The organism is Tunturiibacter lichenicola (assembly GCF_051013355.1).
Classification (GTDB): Bacteria; Acidobacteriota; Terriglobia; order Terriglobales; family Acidobacteriaceae; genus Edaphobacter; species Edaphobacter lichenicola_F.
The window spans coordinates 3,366,821-3,386,211 of record NZ_CP132944.1; the positions used below are offsets into that span (position 1 = coordinate 3,366,821).

Consider the following 19,391-nt stretch of genomic DNA (forward strand, 5'->3'; position numbering starts at 1 on the left):
GAGCATCAACCTAGGCGAGACCATTGCTCGATGGTGTGATTAGCCTGCTCCGTCAATTGCCGAGAGCGTCGAGGGCTGCTTTGGTTTTGTCGTAGAGGATGCGGGTTTCGGTGGATTGTTTGCGCAGGCCTTCGATGATGTGGGCGGGGGCTTTGGCTGTGAAGGCTTCGTTGCTGAGTTGCTTGTCGGCGGCGGCGAGGCCTTTCTCGTATTTAGCGAGGTCTTTGGTGAGGCGTTCGCGTTCGGCGGGGATGTCGATCTGGCGCTCGTAGAGGACGGCTACGTCGAAGTCTGCGGTGCTGCGGGCGTTGGTGCCGGTGAGTGGCTCGCTGGCGAACTCGACGGCTTGTACGCGCGCCATCTTTGCGAGGACGTCTTGATTGGCGTCGGTGAGCGCGACGATGCGATTGTTGGCGTGGATGACGATTGGGGCGGGCTCTTTTTCGGGGACGCCGAGCTCTTTGCGCAGGCCACGTACGGTGACGATGAGTTCCTGGAGGGTTTGCATCGCGCTGGCGGCGATGGGGTCGGCGGGGAAGTCGGTGGCTTGCGGGTAGCGCGTGAGAGCGATGGATTTTGCGGGTGGCTTGCCTTCGTAGAGGGCATGCCAGATCTCTTCGGTGAGGAAGGGCATGAAGGGACTGAGCAGACGAAGAGCGGCTTCGAAGACGCCGACGAGAGAGGCTAGGGTGAGCGCAGTAATTGCGTTTTTCTCTGCGCCTTCGGTGAAGTTGAGGCGGAGTTTGACGAGCTCGAGGTACCAGTCGCAGAACTCGCCCCAGAAGAACTGGTAGATGGCGTTGGCGGCTTCGTCGAAGCGGTAGTCGGCGAGTGCGCGTTCGACCACGGAGGAGACGGCGCTAAGACGATCGAAGATCCAGCGGGTTTCTAGTGGTGTGTCGGTCGGCAGGGCTAGGGTTTCGTGAAGTGCGGGCGAAGACGGTCGAGCTTCGCTCGATAACCCACCCTTCGCAAACTGCGCGAAGGATGGGCCACCCGGATTTATGGTTGTGTTGTAGCCGGCTGTCTTCGCGTTTTCGATGTTCATGAAGAGGAAGCGGGCGGCGTTCCAGATCTTGTTGGCGAAGGCGCGGTAGCCCTCGGTGCGGGCTTCGCTGAAGGCGATGTCGGTGCCGGGGGAGGCCATCGATGCGAGGGTGAAGCGGACGGCGTCGGTGCCGAAGCGCTCGATGATGTCGATGGGGTTGATGACGTTGCCCTTGGTCTTGGACATCTTCTGGCGGTCGGCGTCGCGGACGAGGCCGTGGATGTAGACCTCGCGGAAGGGGACTGCGTCGGCTAGGGTGCGGGGGCTGCCGTCGGGCATGGGGACGTCGAGCATGAAGTGAGTGCCGAGCATAATCATGCGGGCGACCCAGAAGAAGAGGATGTCGAAGCCGGTGACGAGAAGCTGCGTGGGGTAGAAGGTTGCGAGATCGGGGGTGAGGTCCGGCATACCGGTGTCGGGGTCGGGGTTGGGCCAGCCGAATACGGTGAAGGGAAGCAGGCCGGAGGAGAACCAGGTGTCGAGGACGTCGGTCTCCTGCGTGATGTCGGCGGAGTTGCAGTTGCCACATGTGGTGGGGGTTGTGCGTGAGACGGTGATGCCTGCGCAGCCTTTGCAGTGCCACGCGGGGATGCGATGGCCCCACCAGAGCTGGCGGGAGATGCACCAGTCGTAGATGTTCTTCATCCACTCGTCGTAGGTTTTGCGGTACTGGTCGGGCGTGAATTTGATGTGGCCCTGAGCTACGGCTGCGATGGCTTTGGCTGCGATGCTGTCGCCGCCGGTGTTGGGTGTTTTGTTGACGGCGAGGAACCACTGCTGGGAGAGGCGCGGCTCGATGACGACGCCGGTGCGCTGCGAGAGGCCGATGGAGTTGGTGTGGTCTTTGATCTCGACGAGGAGGTTCTGCGCGGTGAGGTCTGCGATGATTCGTTCGCGCGCTTCGTAGCGGTCGAGGCCGTGGTAGGGCGAGCCGGGGAGAAGGACGTGGGCGGTTTCGTCGAGGATGGTGAGGTTGGGCAGGTTGTGACGCTGGCCGATAGCGAAGTCGTTGGCGTCGTGGGCGGGGGTGACCTTGACGGCACCGGTGCCGAACTCGGGTTTGGCCCAGTCGTCGGCGAGGATGGGGATCTCGCGACCGACCAACGGAAGGATGAGTGTTTTTCCGACCAAATGTTTGTAGCGTTCGTCGGTGGGGTTTACGGCTACGGCTACGTCGCCGAGCATGGTCTCGGGGCGGGTGGTGGCGATGACGATCGAACCGCTGCCGTCGGCTAGCGGGTAGCGGATGTGGTAGAGCTTGCCGAGGCGCTCTTCGTGTTCGACTTCTAGGTCGGAGACGGCGGTCTGGATGCTGGGGTCCCAGTTGACGATGTAGGCGCCGCGATAGATGAGGCCCTGCTCGTAGAGACGGACGAAGGCCTCGTTGACGGCGGGGGAGAGGCGGTCGTCCATGGTGAAGTACTCGCGGGACCAGTCGACGGAGGCGCCGAGGCGCTTCATCTGATCGAGGATGGCGCCGCCGTAGACTTCGCGCCAGGCCCAGACCTTTTCGACGAAGGCGGAGCGGCCGAGGTCTTTGCGGTTTTTGCCCTCTTCTTTGAGCTGGCGCTCGACCATCATCTGGGTGGCGATGCCTGCGTGGTCGGTGCCGGGGACCCAGAGGGAGGTTTCGCCGCGCATACGGTGCCAGCGGGTGAGGATGTCCATCTCGGCCTGATTGAGCATGTGGCCCATGTGGAGACGGCCGGTGACGTTGGGCGGCGGCAAAAGAATGGTGAACTTCTTTGCAGAGTCGTGCGTAGTTTCTGGTGTCGGAACGTCAAACAGATGTTCCTTGACCCAGTACTCGGCCCAGCGTTGTTCGATAGTGGACGGATCGTATGCTTTTGGAAGTTCCTGGCTCATCGGTGTTTTAAGGGTAGCATCCAGTTGCCTTAGCGCGCTGAAGGCTGAGTTGGCGGCGACGGGCCGGAGCTTCGAGAAAAGCGTTTCACGAATGCATGCGTCGCCGTACACTAGCCCACGAGGTCTTCCATGCGTAGATTGCTCCTCGCTGCTGCTCTGTTGATACCTGTTGTATCCCTCGGCTTCTCCAACTCCGGACAGGATCGTGTTGGGGTTGGGACTGACATCGTGATCGCGGATGGAGAGTCTGCGGGCGATATCGCGTGCGCTTTCTGTACGGTGCGGGTTCATGGCGATGTGCGGGGAGATATTGCGACCTTTCTTGGAACAGTGACGGTGGATGCGGGCCGCAATATTGCGGGCGACATCGCTTCGCTGGGCGGAGACCTGGTAATGGGCGAGGATGCCTCGGTCGGTGGCGATGTAGCCATAGCGGCGGGGGAGACGAAGATGGCCACCGGGGCTGCGATTCGAGGCGAGGAGACTGTGTTGCCGGGGCGTATCTGGCTACTGCTTCCGATTGCTCCGTTCCTGATCCTGGCCGGGGTGATCTGGCTGGTTGTCTATGTTGTGCGGCGTAACCGATACCAGTTTCCTGCGTATCCTGGGGGGCGCGGCTTCTAGGCGGCCGTTCCCGGGGATGGCAGGACATTGAACACTGGGAACCTGCCTGCTGTTGTCTGCGTATCAACCGATGCATGCCGTTATCTTTGGGGGAACCTTGCCGACCCACGCGCTCCGCAGCTTATTTCTTATGTTTGTGCTCGCCTCGGCTGCGCTCGGCCAGCTGCCGGGCAATCGGACTTATTTTGGTGAAGACATTTATGTCGCGTCGGGGCAGCAGGTGCATAATGCGACGTGCGTGTTCTGCTCGGTACAGGTGGAAGGCGACCTGACGGGGCACGTCTTTGTGCTGTTCGGCAGCCTGAACCTGAGTGGCCGCGTGGAAGGCGGCGCTACCGTCATTGGAGGCAACGCCGTTGTGGATTCGCAGGCTCGAGTCGGCGGCGATACCGTCGTGCTGGGCGGCAATGCGGTTTACGAGACGGACGAGTCGCTCTCGGGGAGTGCGTATGTGATGGGTGGGCACCTCTCGCACGTGCAGGTAGCGCACGGACAGGAGACGCACCCGCGTATCTCGTTGAGTCCGCTGGTTGCTGCTTTGGCGGGTGTGCTTGCTCTGATGCTTCTCTCTGCCCTTTTATTTGCGCCGCGCGGTCGCCGCCGGGTTGTCGTCAATCAATCTTCGTGACGGTTTTCCTGACTGGACGCCGTTTCACCGAAGCAAGAAAAGAGGATGCAGCTCAACGGCTGCATCCTCTTTTTGTTTGAGATTCGAGTAGGCGTTATGGCAGTTTCCCTTATGGTGTAGGGACTGCAAACGCAGATTCCCTTCGGGAATGACAGCAAAAAAGCGAAAACGATTCTACACCGACTGCGGTGTGACTCCATACCAACTGCGGTGGTGCTCTAGAAAGGGTTCAGCTTGGACAGGCCCTTCTTCTTTTTGTGCTTGCTGTCTGACTCTTCGCTCTTGTCGAAGGCCGGTTTGCCGTTCTTTCCGTTGGCATTGCCTGTCTGCGCGGCTGCCTGTGTTCCAGGCTGGATGTCGTTGACGGCATCGGGAGCCTTGTCCGCTTTCTCGACAGGGGGCAGGGTGGATGCGTTGGTTGGTGGGCCAACTGCTTTCAAGCCGCCGTCGGGGACTGGGGCGGATTGCGCGGGTGTCGCCGCGGGTGTTGCTCCGGTTGCTGCTGCGGCTGGGGTTGCTGGCGGGCCTACTGTTACACCGGGTGTGAGGATCTCAACCCCGACGTTGTTGCCGGCGGCTGGCTGAGCGGTGGGGGCGGCGTTGGTTACGCTGGAGGTTGCTGCCGATCCGCCAGTGTTGCCGGCGTCTGCCGCAGGAACGTCCTGGAGTGCAAGCGGTGCGGCCGGTGGCGCCGGGGCAGCGGCTGCTGGAGCTTCTGATGCTGGAGCCGCCGCGTTCTCTGCTGCCGGCTGCGGGTTGAGGCCAGAAGGATTGCCAGCCGGGGCGTTGGGATTCATCGCGCTGTTGAAGTCGGCCATGATCTTGGTTGTGATGTGTGGCGCGATGGTCGGAGTGGGGTCGGCGAGGGTCGGTTCGCCGTCGCGGGCGGCCATGACTACGTCCGGTTGATGGAGGACCAGGAGGCGGGCGCGATCCTGAAGCCGATACTGGCGGCGGCTGTTTTCAAGCGCGACACTGGCTGCAACCTGCTCTGGAGTGGGTGTGGGGATCGGCAGGCCCATGGCCTCGAGGCGGTCGCGTGCATCTTCGACGTGGGGTGAAGCGGAGTGCTCGAGGACGACCTTCGTGTAGGCAGCGGCAGCCTGGTCATCGTAGATCTTTTCGAGTCTTGCTTTGCCGGCTTCGGGGAGTTTCATGGTGCGAACGAAGCGGGCTTCGGCCTCATACGCATCGCCGAGGCCGACCAGGACGTCGTCCATGTGGCTGAACTGCGGATAGGTGTCGACGACGGTCTGGTAGCGGGCGATGGTCGCGGGGTAGTTGTTGTGCGTGCCGTAGAAGGCGGCGATCGAAGCCTCGCGTGTGGCCATGACCTCCTGGACCTCACGCAGCCGCTGCTTGGCCTGCGGTACCAGGGTGGACTCGGGGAACTGCTGGAGCATGAGGCGGTACTCTTCTTCGGCGTGTGTCGCCTTGGCGTAGTCGCGGTCGGGCTTGTCCATCTGTCGGAAGTAGATGTCGCCGACGCGCATCTGTGCTTCGGCGGCCTCGGGGGCGTTGGGGAAGAAGGTGATGAAGTCCTTGTATTCGCTCTCGGCTTGAGTGAGGGCTGCGGTGCCGCCCTCTTTGTACCAACTGTCGCCGATGGCGAGCTTGGCTTTCATTTGATACTGCGAGTCGGGATAGGTATTGAGGAGGGTCTGGAGATCGAGGCGGGCGACGTCGTAGTGTCCGCGCTTGGTCGCGTCGATCGCCTTGTCGTAGAGCACCTTGTCGGGCAGCTTGGCGTCAGGCGCGTCGGCCGGCTTCATGGTCTTCTCTTTGCGCAGCTCTTTCTTGGTGTCCTTTGATTGGACGACCTTGTCCTTTTTGTTTGGTGTTGCGGAGAGGGTGACGTTCTGCTGGGCTTGCCCATTCGCGTCGGTCGTGGTCTGCGTAGATCCGGTGACTTGCGCCATTGCACTGATGGATCCGATTAAGAGACTTGCGATTGCCATTCCTGCCAAAACGCTGGCCCTGACACTGGGAAAAAAAGAACGCTGATTCATCCGCTATAGACCCCATCCGCCTCGCGCAAGGGCGCTCAGGCTGTGTTCTATTCTAATCGTTCCTATGCGACTTGTGCCGGGATAGCTGCTCGGGCGAGCTTGAGAAACTCCTGGGCGTTTTGTTCGGTTTTGCCGGGGCTGAATATGGCAGAACCGGCGACGAGCATGTCCGCTCCTGCTTCGACGACCTGAGAGACGGTATCGTGAGCAACGCCGCCGTCGACTTCGATGCGGAAGTTGAGTCCCATCTCCTCGCGCAGTTCGGTGAGGTGAGCGACTTTGTCGAGTGCCAGGGGCAGGAATTTTTGGCCCCCGAAGCCGGGGTTGACGCTCATGACGAGGACATAGTGCAGCATGGGAAGGACTTCGATGAGGGTGTCGACGGGGGTGGCGGGGTTGATGACGACGCCGGGGAGCATGCCGTGCTGGACGATGTGCTGGAGGGTGCGATGGAGGTGGCGGCAGGCCTCCTGGTGGACGGTCATCATGTCGGCGCCGGCTTCGGCGAAGTCCTGGATGAAGTCGTCGGGGTTTTCCACCATCATGTGGCAGTCGAGGGGGAGTTTGGTGACGGGGCGGAGGGCCTTGACGACGGGAGGGCCGAAGGTGATGTTGGGGACAAAGTGGCCGTCCATGATGTCGACGTGGAGGATGGTGGCGCCGCCGCGCTCGGCGGCTGCGACCTCGTCGGCGAGGTGGGCGAAGTCGGCTGCGAGGATGGATGCGGCGAGTTCGATCACGTGGGTTGCTCCTGTGTGAGAGTTTATCAGCGTGCGGGATGGTGGGTGGGGCGGTAATTCAAGGAAGATGCCTATAATTGCCGCCATGCGCTAGGGGCGTCTACAAAGAAAGCCAAAGTGTCTGGAGGGTGTCGATGCAGAATCGGAAGAGATTATCGTGCGCTTCTTTTCTTCTTCTGGTGGCTTTTGCGCTACAACCTATGGCTTTCTGGGCAGGCACCCGCGCCCCAGATTTCTATGGTGCTACCAACTCGATGTCGCCCTTATAGTAGGTTGGCTTTCCGTTCACGATGTATGGTGCAAACTGGCAGGTCCTAATCTTTGCCATGGCTGCGATCCAATCACTCCCTTTTCCAGGACCGACAGGCCCCATGCCTGTCATCTTTCCTGTTTCGTTGACCGAAACTCTGATCCGGACGACAGTTCCTTTGGCTGTTCCGGGTGGGAGCTTGCCAACCACGCACGAAGTCATTTGCTTCTTCATGTCTTCGACGGAAAGGATCGGCAAAGGGTCTGCCAGATGGGAGGAAAAGTGGAGGACGAGCGGCATCTCCATCTGCTGGGCCACTCCGTCGACGATGAGTGGCTTGAACTTGTATTGCAAAGCCTGCTCCATACCAAAGCTCTCAAGGCCTGGTTGATCCGAGTTATGCTTCGCGGTCTCCCTGACCTGTCCCGTGCGGTCTGTTCGTGCGTAGACAATCATGTATCCGTCGGTCTTGCCTTCCCGTACCGTTGGCCATTGGATCTCCGGCGCCTTTTCGACCAGACTCTCTTCCGTGAGCGTTGATACAAATGTTGTCGATATTCTTTGATCGCATGGTGTCGCTGTACTCACGGTAAACATCGCTCCATCGGGTTGCTGGAGCTCTTCAAGCTTCACAAGTTTTCCCACAACTGGCTGAAAGTCGAGCACGTCGGTCTGATAGGTCCGCGCAATCTGCTTATCGCCAAATTTTTTCCAGTCCTTGAACTCCATCGAGTCATTGAAAGTCAAAATGTAAGAGAGACGGGGTTCGGGCCCGGTAAAGCAGACCTGCCCCCACGTTGTCTGATCGGTTATTCCATTAGGACGATCATCGCGGCGTAGACAGCTTTGCGTTACCTGAGCGCCGATCACAACCGTGCCGTCACGAAAGTTCTTCGCCATCGGTACGGGGTCGATGAGCGCTAGAACGAAGTTCTCCAGCCAACGTGGGTAATAATCTCCCTCGTTCTTCTCTTGAACCAAATCCCCATTTACCGTCTTCGATTGGCTGAACTTCGGAGATGTGATTTTCAAGGTATATTTCGTCTTGTTCACCCACCAGACTTCAATTCTCCCCGAATATGGAGTTCCGGTGGTTCCAATTTCCATGACGGCATGAAAGGGTTTGCCATCGTAGGTTGGAGAGGTTGCCTTTAGAGCGCGATCAAGCGCGATCGTTCCATCTATTTGCTCGCCCGCGACTTGGGGGATTCCTGACACTTGTGCTGATATTTGAGGCGCAAACGGACACAAGCTTGCAATTAAAACAAACCGACCAAAGGCTCGACGCATTTCCGAATGCTACATCAGAATGTTTGCCTTAGAAAAAATGTGTGATTAGCGGTTCTTTGGTAGCACAGGGACGACTCTTTCGACGTCGGGGCGGCCTTCGTGGAGGACTTTCGTCTTGATGTCTTTTGCGGCTTCTTTGGCGGCGTCGCGTTGGGTTTCGGCTAGTGGTTTCGGGTCGCCGAGGACCATGCGGGCTGCGCCGCGGAGGACCTTGCGGATTGGCCACGCTCCCTTTTCGCCACTGTCTTCATTTGGGAAAAAGATCTCGCCGACGCGTTGCTTTTCGGGGCGGTAGTACCAGCGGCGTAGCAGGGAGAGATGGTCGCTTAACAAAGCGAGATCGTTCGATGGCTCGATTCTTTTTTCGAGCAGCGAGAGAACGTTGGCCGCTCGCGTCTCGGGAGAGTCGGCTGCTGCGGCCTCGCCTTCGAGCGGGACGGCTTGCAACATTAACGGCTGTGCGAAGAGGGAGCTGCCGACGCTTGTCTGCTCGCGTACGGCGCGGACTCCGAGGGTCGAGAGGCGTTCGGGACCGACGATGCAGCCGCCGTCTAGGAGGAATAACGATGCTTGTTCGGTGTGCTCCTGCTCCTGACCTGCTGCCTGCACGATGACTCCTCGCAGTTTGGGGATGGGGCGGACGAGCCAATCGACGAGGGCTTGAGCGGCCTTCACCTTTTGCCACTGCGCGTGGAGAGCAGCGGCTTTTTCGAACTGCATTGCGGAGGAGGCTACCTCGCGTTCGAGGCCGATGTCGATGACCATGCTTTCGCCGCGGGTGTCGAAGAATTTTTTTACGGCTGCGGTCTCGGCGGCGTACTCGTCCGGGGTGCAGGCTTGTTTGCAGGGCTCGATACACTTCTTCATCTCGCCGTAGACGCAGCCGGGGTGCTCTGGATAAGGGGCGAGGTCTTCGTAGCAGCGGCGGAGTTTGAAGAGGTCGAGGACGGCGTCGCAGTAGCGCTCGGCGGCGAGGCGCGAGGGGAAGGGGCCGTACATCTGCGCGAGGTCGCGCTTGGAGAGCTTGTTGGTGGAGTAGACGCGGGGAAAGGCGTTCTCCATGGTCATGCGGAGAAAGTATGGGGTGTGGAGTTTGAGGCGGCGGCGGGCTTCGGTGTATCCGAAGTGCGCGGCGGTGGCCTGGTAGAGGACGAGGGAGGATTCGAAGGTTGAGCCGGTGACGCAGTACTCGATGCGCACTACTTTTTCGCGGAGGTTGAGACGCTTGGATTGCGACTCGGGTGGGTCGAGGAGGCGACGCATGCGACGGCGGAGGTCGGTGGTTTGCGTGAGGTAGGGGGCATCCTCTTTTCTTGCGCCGCAGAGTGCGAAGACGCCGGGAAGTGGAGGGATGGTGCGTAGAATCTCGTCTGCCTGGGCCGGAGTGAAATCTAGCGCGTGTTCGAAATGGAAGGTCGTTGCCACACCGAGAATTGTAGTCGCGGTTAACTCACGATGCGCTACAACTTACGCGCCTGCGATTGTCATGCAAATTTCCGATAGCATGAACGGGCAATCACCTGTGAGGTTTTCTTGTTCAACGTTGAGCCACAAGAACAATGGGATGCAAAGGAAGCCGTCGAGTTCGAAGTTTACGTCGCAGCTAGGCATAGAAAAATGATCAAAGCGGCGGCGTGGGCAGGGACGGCGCTCCTGGTGAACATTTTATGCATCGTGCCATTTGCGAAAGGAAACTTTCTGCACGGCTATGCCGAGCCAGTCGGCAGAATCCTTGTGTACTGTGCGATGGCTTTCTTTCTCTGGTTTGTGTTGCGCGTCGCCTTCGTCTGGTCGTCTTGGCAAAGCGCTAGAGAGACAAGACGCGAGTTCGGCGACCCGCAATGATCATGTTTTACGCGCCTGCGATTGTCATGCCTTCGATGCGCATTGTGGGAGCGGCGCTGGCTCCGCGGAAGACGAGGTCGTTGCCGATGGCTACGATGTTTTTGTACATGTCTTTTAGGTTGCCGGCGATGGTGATCTCTTCGACTGGGTAGGCGAGTTCGCCGTTCTCGATCCAGAGGCCGCTGGCGCCTTGGGAGTAGTCGCCGGTGACGAGGTTGACGCCGAAGCCCATCGTTTCGGTGACGTAGAGGCCGGATTTGATGTCGCCGATAATTTGTTCGGGTGTGAGTATGCCTGCTTCGAGGAAGAAGTTGCCGGCGCCGATGCCAGGGTTGCCGGCGAGTCCGCGTGAGGCGTTGCCGGTGGATTTCATGTTGAGCTTGCGCGCGGTGTAGGTGTTCATGACGTAGTTCTTCAAGATGCCGCGTTCGACGAGTACGGTGCGGCGAGTGGGGAGGCCTTCGCCGTCGAAGGGCTTCGTGCCGAAGCCGCCAATTCCGTCGTGAATGATTGTGCCGTCGTCGATGACGGTGATGTTTTCGCCTGCGACGCGCTCGCCGAGCATTCCGCTGAAGAAGGAGGCGTTGCGGTAGATGGCGTCGCCGTTGGCGGCGTCGAAGATGTTGCCGATGATGGAGCGGGCGATCTCGGGCGAGAAGACGACTGGAGCTTTCTGGGTCTTGACCTGACGTGCGCCTAGCCGCTTCAACGTGCGGCGGGCGGCTTCCTGGCCGATCTCTTCGGGGTTCTCCAGTTTTGTTACGGTGCGCGAGTTGGAGAACCAATAGTTGCGCTGCATGTTGCCCTTTTCGTCGTGGGCGATGGGTGCGGCAGAGAATCCGCAGTAGCTGCGGCGGTATTCGCCGGTGAAGCCACGTGAGTTCATCAGGATTTTGTGCGAGGTAGAGGTGTCGAAGTCGCCGCCGCCGGAGTTCTGGATGCGCGTGTCGTAGGCCATAGCAGCGGCTTCGGTGCGGCGTGCGATCTCGATGCGCTCGGCTGGCGGCATCGCGTTCACATCGTCGAAGTAGAGGTGCTGATCTTCTTCGATCTTTCCGAACTCGTGTGCTTCGGGCAGGCCGGCGAATGGATCTTCGCTGGTGATCTTTGCGAGGGTGATGGCGCCTTCGACGAGGCGTGTGATGCTCTCGGTCGAAAAGTCGGAGGAGGAGGTGCTGGCGGTGCGCTGGGCTTTGCCTGAAGCGATGAAGACGCGGAGGCCTACTGCTCGCGAGCCTGACTCCTTCAGGGTTTCGACTTGTCCGAGCCGCACGAGCGCTGAAAATTCGTCGCCTTCGTAGACGACGGCCTCGGCATCGGTGGCTCCGGCTTTGAGGGCTTTTGAAAGTACGTCTGCGGCGAGGGTTTGGAGGTCGGTGGTGGTCTGAGTCGGCATTGCCTTGAGGATACCGCTTTTCGGATTTGTGGACGAGGAAGCGTTGGCTACAGGACCGAGGCAGGAGTGTTCATTTCGAACGCGTGACGACTTCGTGGTCGCGCCTTGTATGCGGTGGTGTCTATAGTTTGTTCCAGGAATGTTATCTGCGGGCTGGGTTTGCGGACTTCGATTGGTTACGATTGGCAGTGTGCCGCAAGCTCAGGACAGCAGAAGTTTTATCGCCAAAGAAACATCTTCGCCGTTGCAGAAGAGCGGTCTTTCGCGCTTCGCCTTAATGGTTTCGATGTTCGTGGCGCTGGTGTTTTTGTATTTGCGAGGCTTTCTGCTTTCGGGAGTTCCTCTGGTCGCGGTTGGCGACGAAGATTTGTTCTTAGGCCGGGCTGTGCACATCCTGCATGGCAGCGTGATGTACCGCGACTTCTTCGAATTGGTGACTCCGGGCACGGACCTTTTGTATGCGGCGGTCTTCCGGCTCTTCGGCGTGCATGCGTGGGTGATACAGGCGTGCGGTGTGGCGTTCGGACTCGCGATGTTTTATGTGGTGACTTCGATTGCGGCAAAGATAGTGCGCGGGCCGTTTGTTCTGCTCCCGGGCGCACTGTTCCTGGTCTTTGATCTGAACAGTGCACACGATCTAACGCACCATTGGTTCAGCACGCTTGCTGCGCTGATTGCGGTCAATGTTCTTATGGGAGGTGAAGGTGCTGTGCGAGTCGCGTGGGCGGGCGTGTTCTGCGCGTTGGCGACTTTGCTGACACAGACGCAGGGCGCTCTCGTCTTTACCGCGATGCTGGTCTATCTGCTGTGGAACAGGGGTTCGACCGGCGAAGCAAATACAACGCGAGCACGGCTTGCTGCGTTTGTGCTGCCCTATGCTGCGGTGGTTGCCGGAGTGCTTGGATACTATGTCTACAGGGCCGGTTTGCATGTTGTCTTCTTCGACCTGGTTGAGTTTGCTCCACGATTTTTGACTGGTGATGTGAACTCACCGCGAACGTATCTTCATCAGTTTCCGCGGGTCAGCGGCCCGGGTGACGCGTTTCGAGCGATCCCTTATGTGTTTATCTACGCGGTTGTTCCGTACGTGTACTTCGCAGGACTTTACCAGCTCTGGCGCACACGCACGGACGCGCCGCAGGGGCAGCGTCGTCATCTGATGTTGCTGCACCTAGTGGGGCTGGCTCTCTTTCTTTCCATCGTGAGCGGGCCGAGGTTTTTTCGTCTGTGTACGGTCGCTCCCCCTGCAATTCTTGTCTTCGTATGGTTGTGCAGCGGGGCTGCGCGGATGATGACGGTTGTCCGCGGCGTTCTCTGGACGGCAACAGCTGTGTTTGCGGTTGTGTTGTCGGTGCATCGTGTGACGCAGTGGCATGGCGTGCTCGATCTGCCGATTGGCCGCACGGCTTTTGTCGATCGGCTTCAGTTCAATGAGTTTCGATGGCTCGCGGAGCATACTCAGCCGCATGAGCCCTTCTTTAATAAAACTGCCTTATCCCTCTATCTCGCGCTCGATACGCCTGAGGTTGTGGAGTTCATCAACGAAGATGGCTTCACGCGGCCAGAACAGGTGACCGCAGTTCTGGCATGGCTTGAAGATCATCGTGCGCGCTTCATCGTGATGTTTCCGCAGGACAGCAGAGGGGCGGCGACGACGCTTAGCAACTCCGCGCCGTTCCGCAGGTACGTGCAAGAGAACTATCACCTGACCCAGGTGTTTCCTCTGGAGGAGCAAGGTGCGCCAGAGGAGTTGTGGGAGCGACGTGCTCAGAGGCCTTGATGCGGGCCTGAACGTGCCCTCGATGCGGCTGTATCCTTCCGTCCGGCGGCGAGCCTCCGCTAACGGACGGGCGCTGCGGAAGGTCTTGCCTGGCGGCCATCCGTGGCCTTGAGGAAGTACATGCCTGCGGCGCAATACTCGGAGTCGGTCTTCAGCTTGTGTTCGATGTGGGTTGCTGGGCCGTCTTCGGAGCGGCGCTTGAAGAGCTTCACCGCGCCACCGCAGCTCATGCAGCGGAACTCTGTGTCGTTGTCTTCGAGCGCTACCGCGATGGGCTTAACTTTCCAGAATGACTCATAGCCACCGGTCGCTCTGACACGGCGGCGCTTTACTTCGCACTCGTAGAATTTTTCACGTTCGGCTGCCATAGGAGACCTCGGGGTGGTGCGGTTAGTCGAACCGTTGAGTGGTTCTTTCAGGTGTCGTGCGGGGCCGAGGTTAGTTTTTGCAGAAAACAGTGGCGTTACTCTACGGGGTGTTGCGAATGTCTGGGCTCTCGGCCGTCGGTTGCCTTCTTGAAGAGCAGGCCGTTGGCGCAGTACTCGGAGTCAGCCGTGGACTTGTGTTCGACGTAGGGGACGCTGCCGGTTTTACCGTTGCGGCCGAGAAGCTTGACGACGCCGTAGCAGTCCTTGCAGCGGAACTCGGTGTCGTTATCGACCAACGCGTCCGCGACCGGCTTTACCTTCCAGAATGGCTCATAGCCTCCGCCAACTTTCACGCGCCGACGTTTTACTTCGCACTCGTAGATCTTTTCGCGTTCGACTGCCATTATTGTCCCGTTCCCCCGACCGTCATGCGGTCGAGCTTTACTGTGGGCATGCCTACGCCGACGGGCACGCTCTGCCCGGCTTTGCCGCAGGTGCCGATGCCCTCATCCAAGGCGAGGTCATTTCCGACCATGGATACGTACTTCAGCGCTTCAGGACCGTTACCGATCAAGGTTGCTCCCTTGACTGGCCGTGTTACTTTTCCGTCTTCGATCAGATAAGCCTCGCTGGCGGAGAAGACGAATTTGCCGTTCGTGATGTCGACCTGACCACCGCCGAAGTTCACTGCGTAGAGACCACGCTTGACGCTCTTGATGATGTCTTCGGGCATGTCTTCGCCGTTGAGCATGTAGGTGTTGGTCATGCGGGGCATCGGGATGTGGTGGTAGCTCTCGCGGCGACCGCTGCCGGTGCTGGGGGTGTTCATCAGGCGACCGTTGAGCTTGTCGGTGAGGAAGCCTTTGAGGATGCCGTTCTCGATGAGGACGGTCTCCTGGGTTGGGTTGCCTTCGTCGTCCATGTTGATGGAGCCGCGACGACCGGGCATGAGGCCATTGTCTACGACGGTGACCTTGGTGCTGGCTACCTGCTGGCCGATGAGGCCCGCGAAGGCAGAGGTCTTTTTGCGGTTGAAGTCGGCTTCGAGGCCGTGACCGACGGCTTCATGGAGCAGGACGCCGGGCCAGCCGGGGCCGAGGACGACGGGCATCTCGCCGGCTGGGGCTTCGATGGCTCCCAGTTGCAGGATTGCGGTTCGGGCGGCCTCGCGGGCGTGGTGTTCGGGAGACTTGTCGCCTTCGAAGAAGTCCATGGTGACGCGACCGCCGCCGCCACTGGTGCCGCGAGCGGTGTTGACGCCGTCCTGGGCGATGACGAAGACGTTGAGCCGAGCGAGGGGTTGGGTATCGCTGGCGAAGGTGCCGTCAGAGGCGGCGACGAGGATGCGGCGAAGCTCGTCGTTGAAGCTGGCTCGAACCTGTGTGATTCGAGAGTCGTAGGCGCGGGCGGCCTTGTCGGCGCGCTGGATGAGGTCGAGCTTGGCGGCGATCTCGGCGTCGCTGGTTGCGCCGGCGACAGGGTAGAGAGGGGGTGTCGGTCTGGCGGAAGCCGCTCATCAGTTCTTTGGCGGGGCCATTGGCGATCAGGGCCGCAGTTCGCGCTGCTCGGAGGAGGCGGTCGCTGGAAAGGTCGTCGGTGTAGGCGTAGCCGGTGCGCTCGCCGGAGACCACGCGGATGCCACAACCTACGCTGATTCCTTGACTTGCGGATTTGACCAGAGACTCGTCGATGCCAAGGGATGTTGAGGTAACCGACTCAAAATAAAGGTCAGCGTACTCGCCTCCCGCTGATAGGGCTTCCCCAAGACAGCGTTCCATCAGGCGTTCCGACAAACCAAGTTTCTCGATGAAGTAGCGTTTGTGGTCGGGAGGGGGTATGGTCATCTAGATTGATTCTAGGCTTCGCAGAGGGCTGGGGCAAATAGGACTGTCGCGCGGGTGAAGGTGGAGTATGCCTTTTGGGCATACTTTCTCGATTGCCGGGTGGGCTTCGTGTTGGAGTGTTCAGCGGCCGTGTGAGGGGTCGGCGGAGCTGGAAACACTTAGATCTAAAGTGAATTTGGGGAGTTCGGGGGCGTAGCAGTTGCCGTCGGAGGCGTAGGTTTTGCTGCAGGATGCGGTGATCTCCCTGCGGCGGGGAGACTGTGCGTACTGCCACGCTGTGACGTCGGGCGTGCCGCTGGCGGAGAGGGGCGGAGGTTGCATGGTGCAGCCGTTGGCTGGGGGGCAGGCGTCCTGGTACACCCACATCGCGATCTCATGGAGGTGCTGCGCTGCGACTCGTTCGCGGATGTCCTGAATTGTGGTGATGGTCTTGCCGGGTGCGTCGTTGACGGGCTGGCCGCTGGCGTAGGCGCCGGGAAAGTAGCTTGAGCGGGCGACCTCTTCGGTCCATGCGAAGAAGTAAGCGGATTGATCGGCGGTGAGGCGGCCGCCTTCTTCCTGGTCGAGAAAGATGATGGTGTGCGTGGGGAAGTGTTCGCGCTTTGCGGCTGCGACGGCGTCTTCAGCGTCTTTGGCTCCGAGCGCTGCGGGTGTGACGCCGGTTCGTTTTGATTTTTTTATTTCGGCTTCGAGCCGACCGTTGGCGAGCACTATGAAGCCGAAGCCGTTGCGAAGTAAGACATCGCGTTTGCCCTGCCAGCTGTTGTGCTTTTCTCCAGGCGGATTGTTAAGCCAGTATCCGGCGAAGGCAAGGTGCCGGTGCAATACGGGCAGCGCTGCCTCTCCTGGATATTCGTTGTTGTCGAAGCCCACATAGGTGACGCTGGTTGCGGCGGACTTCGCTGCGGCCGCTTGCGCGTGGCTTTGTGGTGCACAGAATGTCGATGCGGTGACAAAGAACGTAAGGAGGTGTGTTGCAAACGGTCGCATAATTGAGCCTGAGGTCCTCAGCAGAATCTTCATAGAGGTTACACAACGCCATGTGCTAAGTTGCATGTTAGGTGTAGAGGGGGCGTATGGCTTTGAGTGATGTTGACCCGAGGTATCCTATAGGCGAGTTTGAAGCGCCTGCAACCATCACGCCGGATGAACGCACCGGGGCGATTGCGACTCTGGCTGAGCTGCCTGAGCAGCTGCGCAATGCGGTTGATGGGTTGAGCTTCGCCCAGCTGAGTACTCCCTATCGTGACGGTGGCTGGACGTTGCGGCAGGTGGTGCATCATGTTGCGGACAGCCATATGAATGCGCTTGTTCGGGTTAAGCTCGCGCTGACCGAAGAGTGGCCTGTGGTGAAGCCGTATGATGAAGCTGCCTGGGCAAAACTACATGATATGACCGCGCCGATCGAGTGGTCGCTGGAGTTGATCGAAGCGCTCCATGCGCGATGGGTGATGCTGCTGCAGTCTCTCAATGAACAGCAGTGGTTGCGAGGGTACAACCATCCGGAGGATGGTCCGGTGTCGGTTGAGCTTGCCGCTCTGACCTACGCGTGGCACTCGCGCCATCATGTCGCGCAGATTACGCATCTGCGCGCCAAAGAAAACTGGTAACGAACGACTACATGGCGAATATTCAGATAGCTACTATGCCGAGCGAGATCGATCGCTGCTTTTCGGTGATGCGACAGCTGCGTCCGATGCTCGTTGCAAGTGAGTTTGTAGGCCGCATCCAGACTCAGCAGGCTGAGGGATACCAGCTTGCGTTTCTTGAAGTGGATGAGGCCGTCGTCGCGGTCGCAGGATTTCGCGTACAGACGCTTCTGTGGAGCGGCAAGACACTCTACGTGGATGATCTGGTTACCGATGAAGCGGCACGCTCCAAAGGCCACGGCGAGTCGATGTTGACGTGGCTGATCGCGCTGGCGAAGGAAGCCGGATGCACGACCTTCATGCTCGACTCGGGAACGCATCGCCACGAGGCTCACGCATTTTATTTTCGGCATGGTTTGCGAATCTCGGACTTCCACTTCAAGCTTCCTTTGTAGGTTCCGTCGTCTCTCTACACTCCGCTGCACATGCGCAAATGTGTTAAGGTTCGGCTATGCCGCCAAGAGCTTCCTCCGCGGAGCCTGTGCAGACGGTGGAGCAGATCTCCGCTGCACTTGAATCCTTTCTCTCCGAATCACCTCGTGCCGTGGTGCTTGAAGATGGCAAGGTTCTCTTCGACATGCGCGAGGCAAAGTACAAGCTTGCAACCGAGCATGGTCGCTGCACGTTGCATCTCTGGGGCGAGGAGCGCAATCTTGTGCGGCGGGTGGGTGGTACCACGCTGCGCAACGGAGTGCTGCGGCTGAGTACGCATCGCTTTGGGCAGACGAAGCCACAGACGCTTGAACTTGTAACCGATCGCGATCGTCGAACGCCATCCACGCGCGAGGCGACTCGAGTGAAGTATCTGCGGGTAATGGAGCGGGTGCTTCTGCGTAGCTTTCCCGAGTTCAAGACCGATGCATTTCGTACTGCGATGGATTTGGAAAAGAGCTTTGGTCCGGCGTATGCGCGCGGGTCGCTGGTGCAGGGGCAGAAGGCCTGGGCTGTGATCGCCGTGAACGAGGAGGAGACGCAAGCTACGGTTGATGGCATCCTGACGCTGGGGATCTTGTGGCTGCAGCATTGCCGGGAGTCAGGTGACGGACGGAGGGTCTATCAGGGGTTGAAGCTGATCGTGCCGCGCGGGATGGCGTCGCTGACTCTTTCGCGGATGGCGTGGCTCAATGCGAACGTTGCGCAGTGGGAGTTGTGGGAGCTGGATCAGAAGTCTGAAGAGATGGAGCAGCGAGATGCTGCTGATCATGGGAACCTGACTACTCGATTGATGCATGCTCCGAATGACGAGGCAGCGCAGGCGCGCTTCGCTGAATCGAGGCTGCGTGTGATGGCTCTTGTGCCTGAAGGGATGCGCGAGGTCGTGGAGCAGCGTCTCCGCAGTGGTACGGAACTTGCGTTCTTGTTGCATGGCCTCGAATTTGCTCGAGTGCGGATGGGATATGCGGGCAACTCGTTCAATAGCGCGCAGGAGATCACCTTTGGTGCGGGTGCGAATGAGACTCCGCTGACCGAGGAGAATGAGGGTGAGCTACGTGAGCTGGTGGCGAGGCTGTTTGCGCGGCGCGTTGCTGGTGGGGACAAGCGCGATCCGCTCTACCGGATGCAGCCTGAGCGTTGGCTTGAGAGTGTGTTGCGACGTAACGTGGAGCCGCTTGACGTGCGGCTCAATCCGAAGCATGTCTACACACAGGTGCCTGCGTTTGCAGCTGCTGATCGTGGAATGCTGGACCTGCTTGGTGTGACCGACGATGGACGGCTGGCGGTTATTGAGTTGAAAGCCGATGAGGATCTGCACCTTGCGTTGCAGGGGCTTGATTATTGGGTTCGAGTGCGATGGCATCATCTGCAGAACCCCGATAACATTACCGGTCTGGGCGAGTTTCAGCGGCATGGCTACTTCGGCGGGCTGCGGCTGTCGACTGAACCTCCGCGGCTTTACCTTGTGGCACCTGCACTGCGAATTCATCCTGCGACAGAGGTCGTGCTGCGGTATCTTTCTCCTCGTGTTGAGTGGACGCTGGTGGCGCTCGATGAACGCTGGCGCGCCAATGTGAAGGCTGTCTGGCGGAAGCGGAGCAGGGATTAGGATCGCTTTC

Annotated in this window: 16 protein-coding genes and 1 pseudogene; 7 read left to right on the forward strand and 10 right to left on the reverse strand. The window is 59.5% G+C overall.

All coding sequences use genetic code 11. From position 1 onward, the window contains the following. Positions 1-52: 52 nt before the first annotated feature. Positions 53-2,914, reverse strand: coding sequence for a valine--tRNA ligase (locus tag RBB82_RS14165; protein ID WP_433971285.1), 2,862 nt, complete (start codon positions 2,912-2,914; stop codon positions 53-55). A 129-nt stretch (positions 2,915-3,043) separates the two neighbouring features. On the opposite strand from RBB82_RS14165, the gene RBB82_RS14170 reads away from it, so the two are divergent. Then, on the forward strand, positions 3,044-3,538 hold the full coding sequence (locus RBB82_RS14170; RefSeq protein ID WP_433971287.1) for a hypothetical protein: 495 nt from the start codon (positions 3,044-3,046) through the stop codon (positions 3,536-3,538). A 97-nt stretch (positions 3,539-3,635) separates the two neighbouring features. Further along, entirely contained in the window at positions 3,636-4,166 is a 531-nt protein-coding gene (locus RBB82_RS14175) for a hypothetical protein (protein ID WP_433971289.1), read from the forward strand. Positions 4,167-4,384: 218 nt separating this feature from the next. Here the strand turns inward: RBB82_RS14175 and RBB82_RS14180 are convergent, their stop codons facing one another. The 4 genes from RBB82_RS14180 to RBB82_RS14195 form a co-directional block, all read right to left on the reverse strand. Beyond that, positions 4,385-6,124 carry an outer membrane protein assembly factor BamD gene (locus tag RBB82_RS14180; RefSeq protein WP_433971291.1) on the reverse strand — a complete coding sequence of 580 codons (1,740 nt, stop codon included), beginning with the start codon at positions 6,122-6,124 and terminating at the stop codon, positions 4,385-4,387. 113 nt (positions 6,125-6,237) lie between these two features. Continuing rightward, on the reverse strand, positions 6,238-6,915 hold the full coding sequence (gene rpe / locus RBB82_RS14185; protein ID WP_433975385.1) for a ribulose-phosphate 3-epimerase: 678 nt from the start codon (positions 6,913-6,915) through the stop codon (positions 6,238-6,240). 235 nt (positions 6,916-7,150) lie between these two features. Continuing rightward, complete coding sequence (locus tag RBB82_RS14190) at positions 7,151-8,383, reverse strand: hypothetical protein (RefSeq protein ID WP_433971293.1); 1,233 nt, start codon at positions 8,381-8,383, stop codon at positions 7,151-7,153. 117 nt (positions 8,384-8,500) lie between these two features. Beyond that, entirely contained in the window at positions 8,501-9,880 is a 1,380-nt protein-coding gene (locus RBB82_RS14195; RefSeq protein ID WP_433971294.1) for an excinuclease ABC subunit C, read from the reverse strand. Positions 9,881-9,988: 108 nt separating this feature from the next. On the opposite strand from RBB82_RS14195, the gene RBB82_RS14200 reads away from it, so the two are divergent. Beyond that, positions 9,989-10,300, forward strand: a complete 312-nt coding sequence (locus RBB82_RS14200; RefSeq protein ID WP_433971295.1) for a hypothetical protein — start codon at positions 9,989-9,991, stop codon at positions 10,298-10,300. 7 nt (positions 10,301-10,307) lie between these two features. Here RBB82_RS14200 and RBB82_RS14205 read toward each other — a convergent pair whose 3' ends face one another. Next, on the reverse strand, positions 10,308-11,696 hold the full coding sequence (locus RBB82_RS14205; RefSeq protein WP_433971297.1) for a TldD/PmbA family protein: 1,389 nt from the start codon (positions 11,694-11,696) through the stop codon (positions 10,308-10,310). 190 nt (positions 11,697-11,886) lie between these two features. Between RBB82_RS14205 and RBB82_RS14210 the strand changes: the two genes are divergently transcribed. Beyond that, positions 11,887-13,476 (forward strand): hypothetical protein, encoded by a 1,590-nt coding sequence (locus RBB82_RS14210; protein ID WP_433971299.1) that lies wholly within the window; start codon positions 11,887-11,889, stop codon positions 13,474-13,476. A gap of 59 nt (positions 13,477-13,535) precedes the next feature. On the opposite strand, the gene RBB82_RS14215 is transcribed toward RBB82_RS14210, so the two are convergent. From RBB82_RS14215 to RBB82_RS14230, 4 genes and pseudogenes are all read right to left on the reverse strand, one after another. Beyond that, on the reverse strand, positions 13,536-13,844 hold the full coding sequence (locus RBB82_RS14215) for a hypothetical protein (protein WP_433971300.1): 309 nt from the start codon (positions 13,842-13,844) through the stop codon (positions 13,536-13,538). Positions 13,845-13,939: 95 nt separating this feature from the next. Next, the gene (locus RBB82_RS14220; protein ID WP_433971302.1) at positions 13,940-14,248 is read right to left on the reverse strand and encodes a hypothetical protein; all 309 of its coding nucleotides are present in this window, start codon (positions 14,246-14,248) and stop codon (positions 13,940-13,942) included. Continuing rightward, positions 14,248-15,688: pseudogene (tldD, locus tag RBB82_RS14225) on the reverse strand (metalloprotease TldD). The gene RBB82_RS14220 and the pseudogene tldD overlap by 1 nt, the downstream one beginning before the upstream one ends. A 120-nt stretch (positions 15,689-15,808) precedes the next feature. Further along, a complete protein-coding gene (locus RBB82_RS14230) occupies positions 15,809-16,678 on the reverse strand; it encodes a glycoside hydrolase domain-containing protein (protein WP_433971303.1) in 870 nt (289 codons plus the stop codon). A gap of 86 nt (positions 16,679-16,764) precedes the next feature. On the opposite strand from RBB82_RS14230, the gene RBB82_RS14235 reads away from it, so the two are divergent. The 3 genes from RBB82_RS14235 to RBB82_RS14245 are packed head-to-tail and all read left to right on the forward strand — an operon-like array spanning position 16,765 to position 19,381. Beyond that, positions 16,765-17,298: a YfiT family bacillithiol transferase gene (locus RBB82_RS14235; protein WP_433971304.1), complete on the forward strand. Its 534-nt coding sequence runs from the start codon at positions 16,765-16,767 to the stop codon at positions 17,296-17,298. Positions 17,299-17,309: 11 nt separating this feature from the next. Continuing rightward, positions 17,310-17,732, forward strand: a complete 423-nt coding sequence (locus tag RBB82_RS14240) for a GNAT family N-acetyltransferase (protein WP_433971305.1) — start codon at positions 17,310-17,312, stop codon at positions 17,730-17,732. Between the two features lie 56 nt (positions 17,733-17,788). After that, positions 17,789-19,381: a hypothetical protein gene (locus tag RBB82_RS14245; protein ID WP_433971306.1), complete on the forward strand. Its 1,593-nt coding sequence runs from the start codon at positions 17,789-17,791 to the stop codon at positions 19,379-19,381. Positions 19,382-19,391: the final 10 nt, after the last annotated feature.

Coding starts and splice junctions, on each gene's coding strand:
- RBB82_RS14235 (WP_433971304.1), top strand. CDS start 16,765: ATGGCTTTGAGTGATGTTGACCCGAGGTATCCTATAGGCGAGTTTGAA.
- RBB82_RS14240 (WP_433971305.1), top strand. CDS start 17,310: ATGGCGAATATTCAGATAGCTACTATGCCGAGCGAGATCGATCGCTGC.
- RBB82_RS14245 (WP_433971306.1), top strand. CDS start 17,789: ATGCCGCCAAGAGCTTCCTCCGCGGAGCCTGTGCAGACGGTGGAGCAG.
- RBB82_RS14220 (WP_433971302.1), bottom strand. CDS start 14,248: ATGGCAGTCGAACGCGAAAAGATCTACGAGTGCGAAGTAAAACGTCGG.
- RBB82_RS14215 (WP_433971300.1), bottom strand. CDS start 13,844: ATGGCAGCCGAACGTGAAAAATTCTACGAGTGCGAAGTAAAGCGCCGC.
- RBB82_RS14170 (WP_433971287.1), top strand. CDS start 3,044: ATGCGTAGATTGCTCCTCGCTGCTGCTCTGTTGATACCTGTTGTATCC.
- RBB82_RS14180 (WP_433971291.1), bottom strand. CDS start 6,124: ATGGCAATCGCAAGTCTCTTAATCGGATCCATCAGTGCAATGGCGCAA.
- RBB82_RS14230 (WP_433971303.1), bottom strand. CDS start 16,678: ATGCGACCGTTTGCAACACACCTCCTTACGTTCTTTGTCACCGCATCG.
- RBB82_RS14165 (WP_433971285.1), bottom strand. CDS start 2,914: ATGAGCCAGGAACTTCCAAAAGCATACGATCCGTCCACTATCGAACAA.
- RBB82_RS14205 (WP_433971297.1), bottom strand. CDS start 11,696: ATGCCGACTCAGACCACCACCGACCTCCAAACCCTCGCCGCAGACGTA.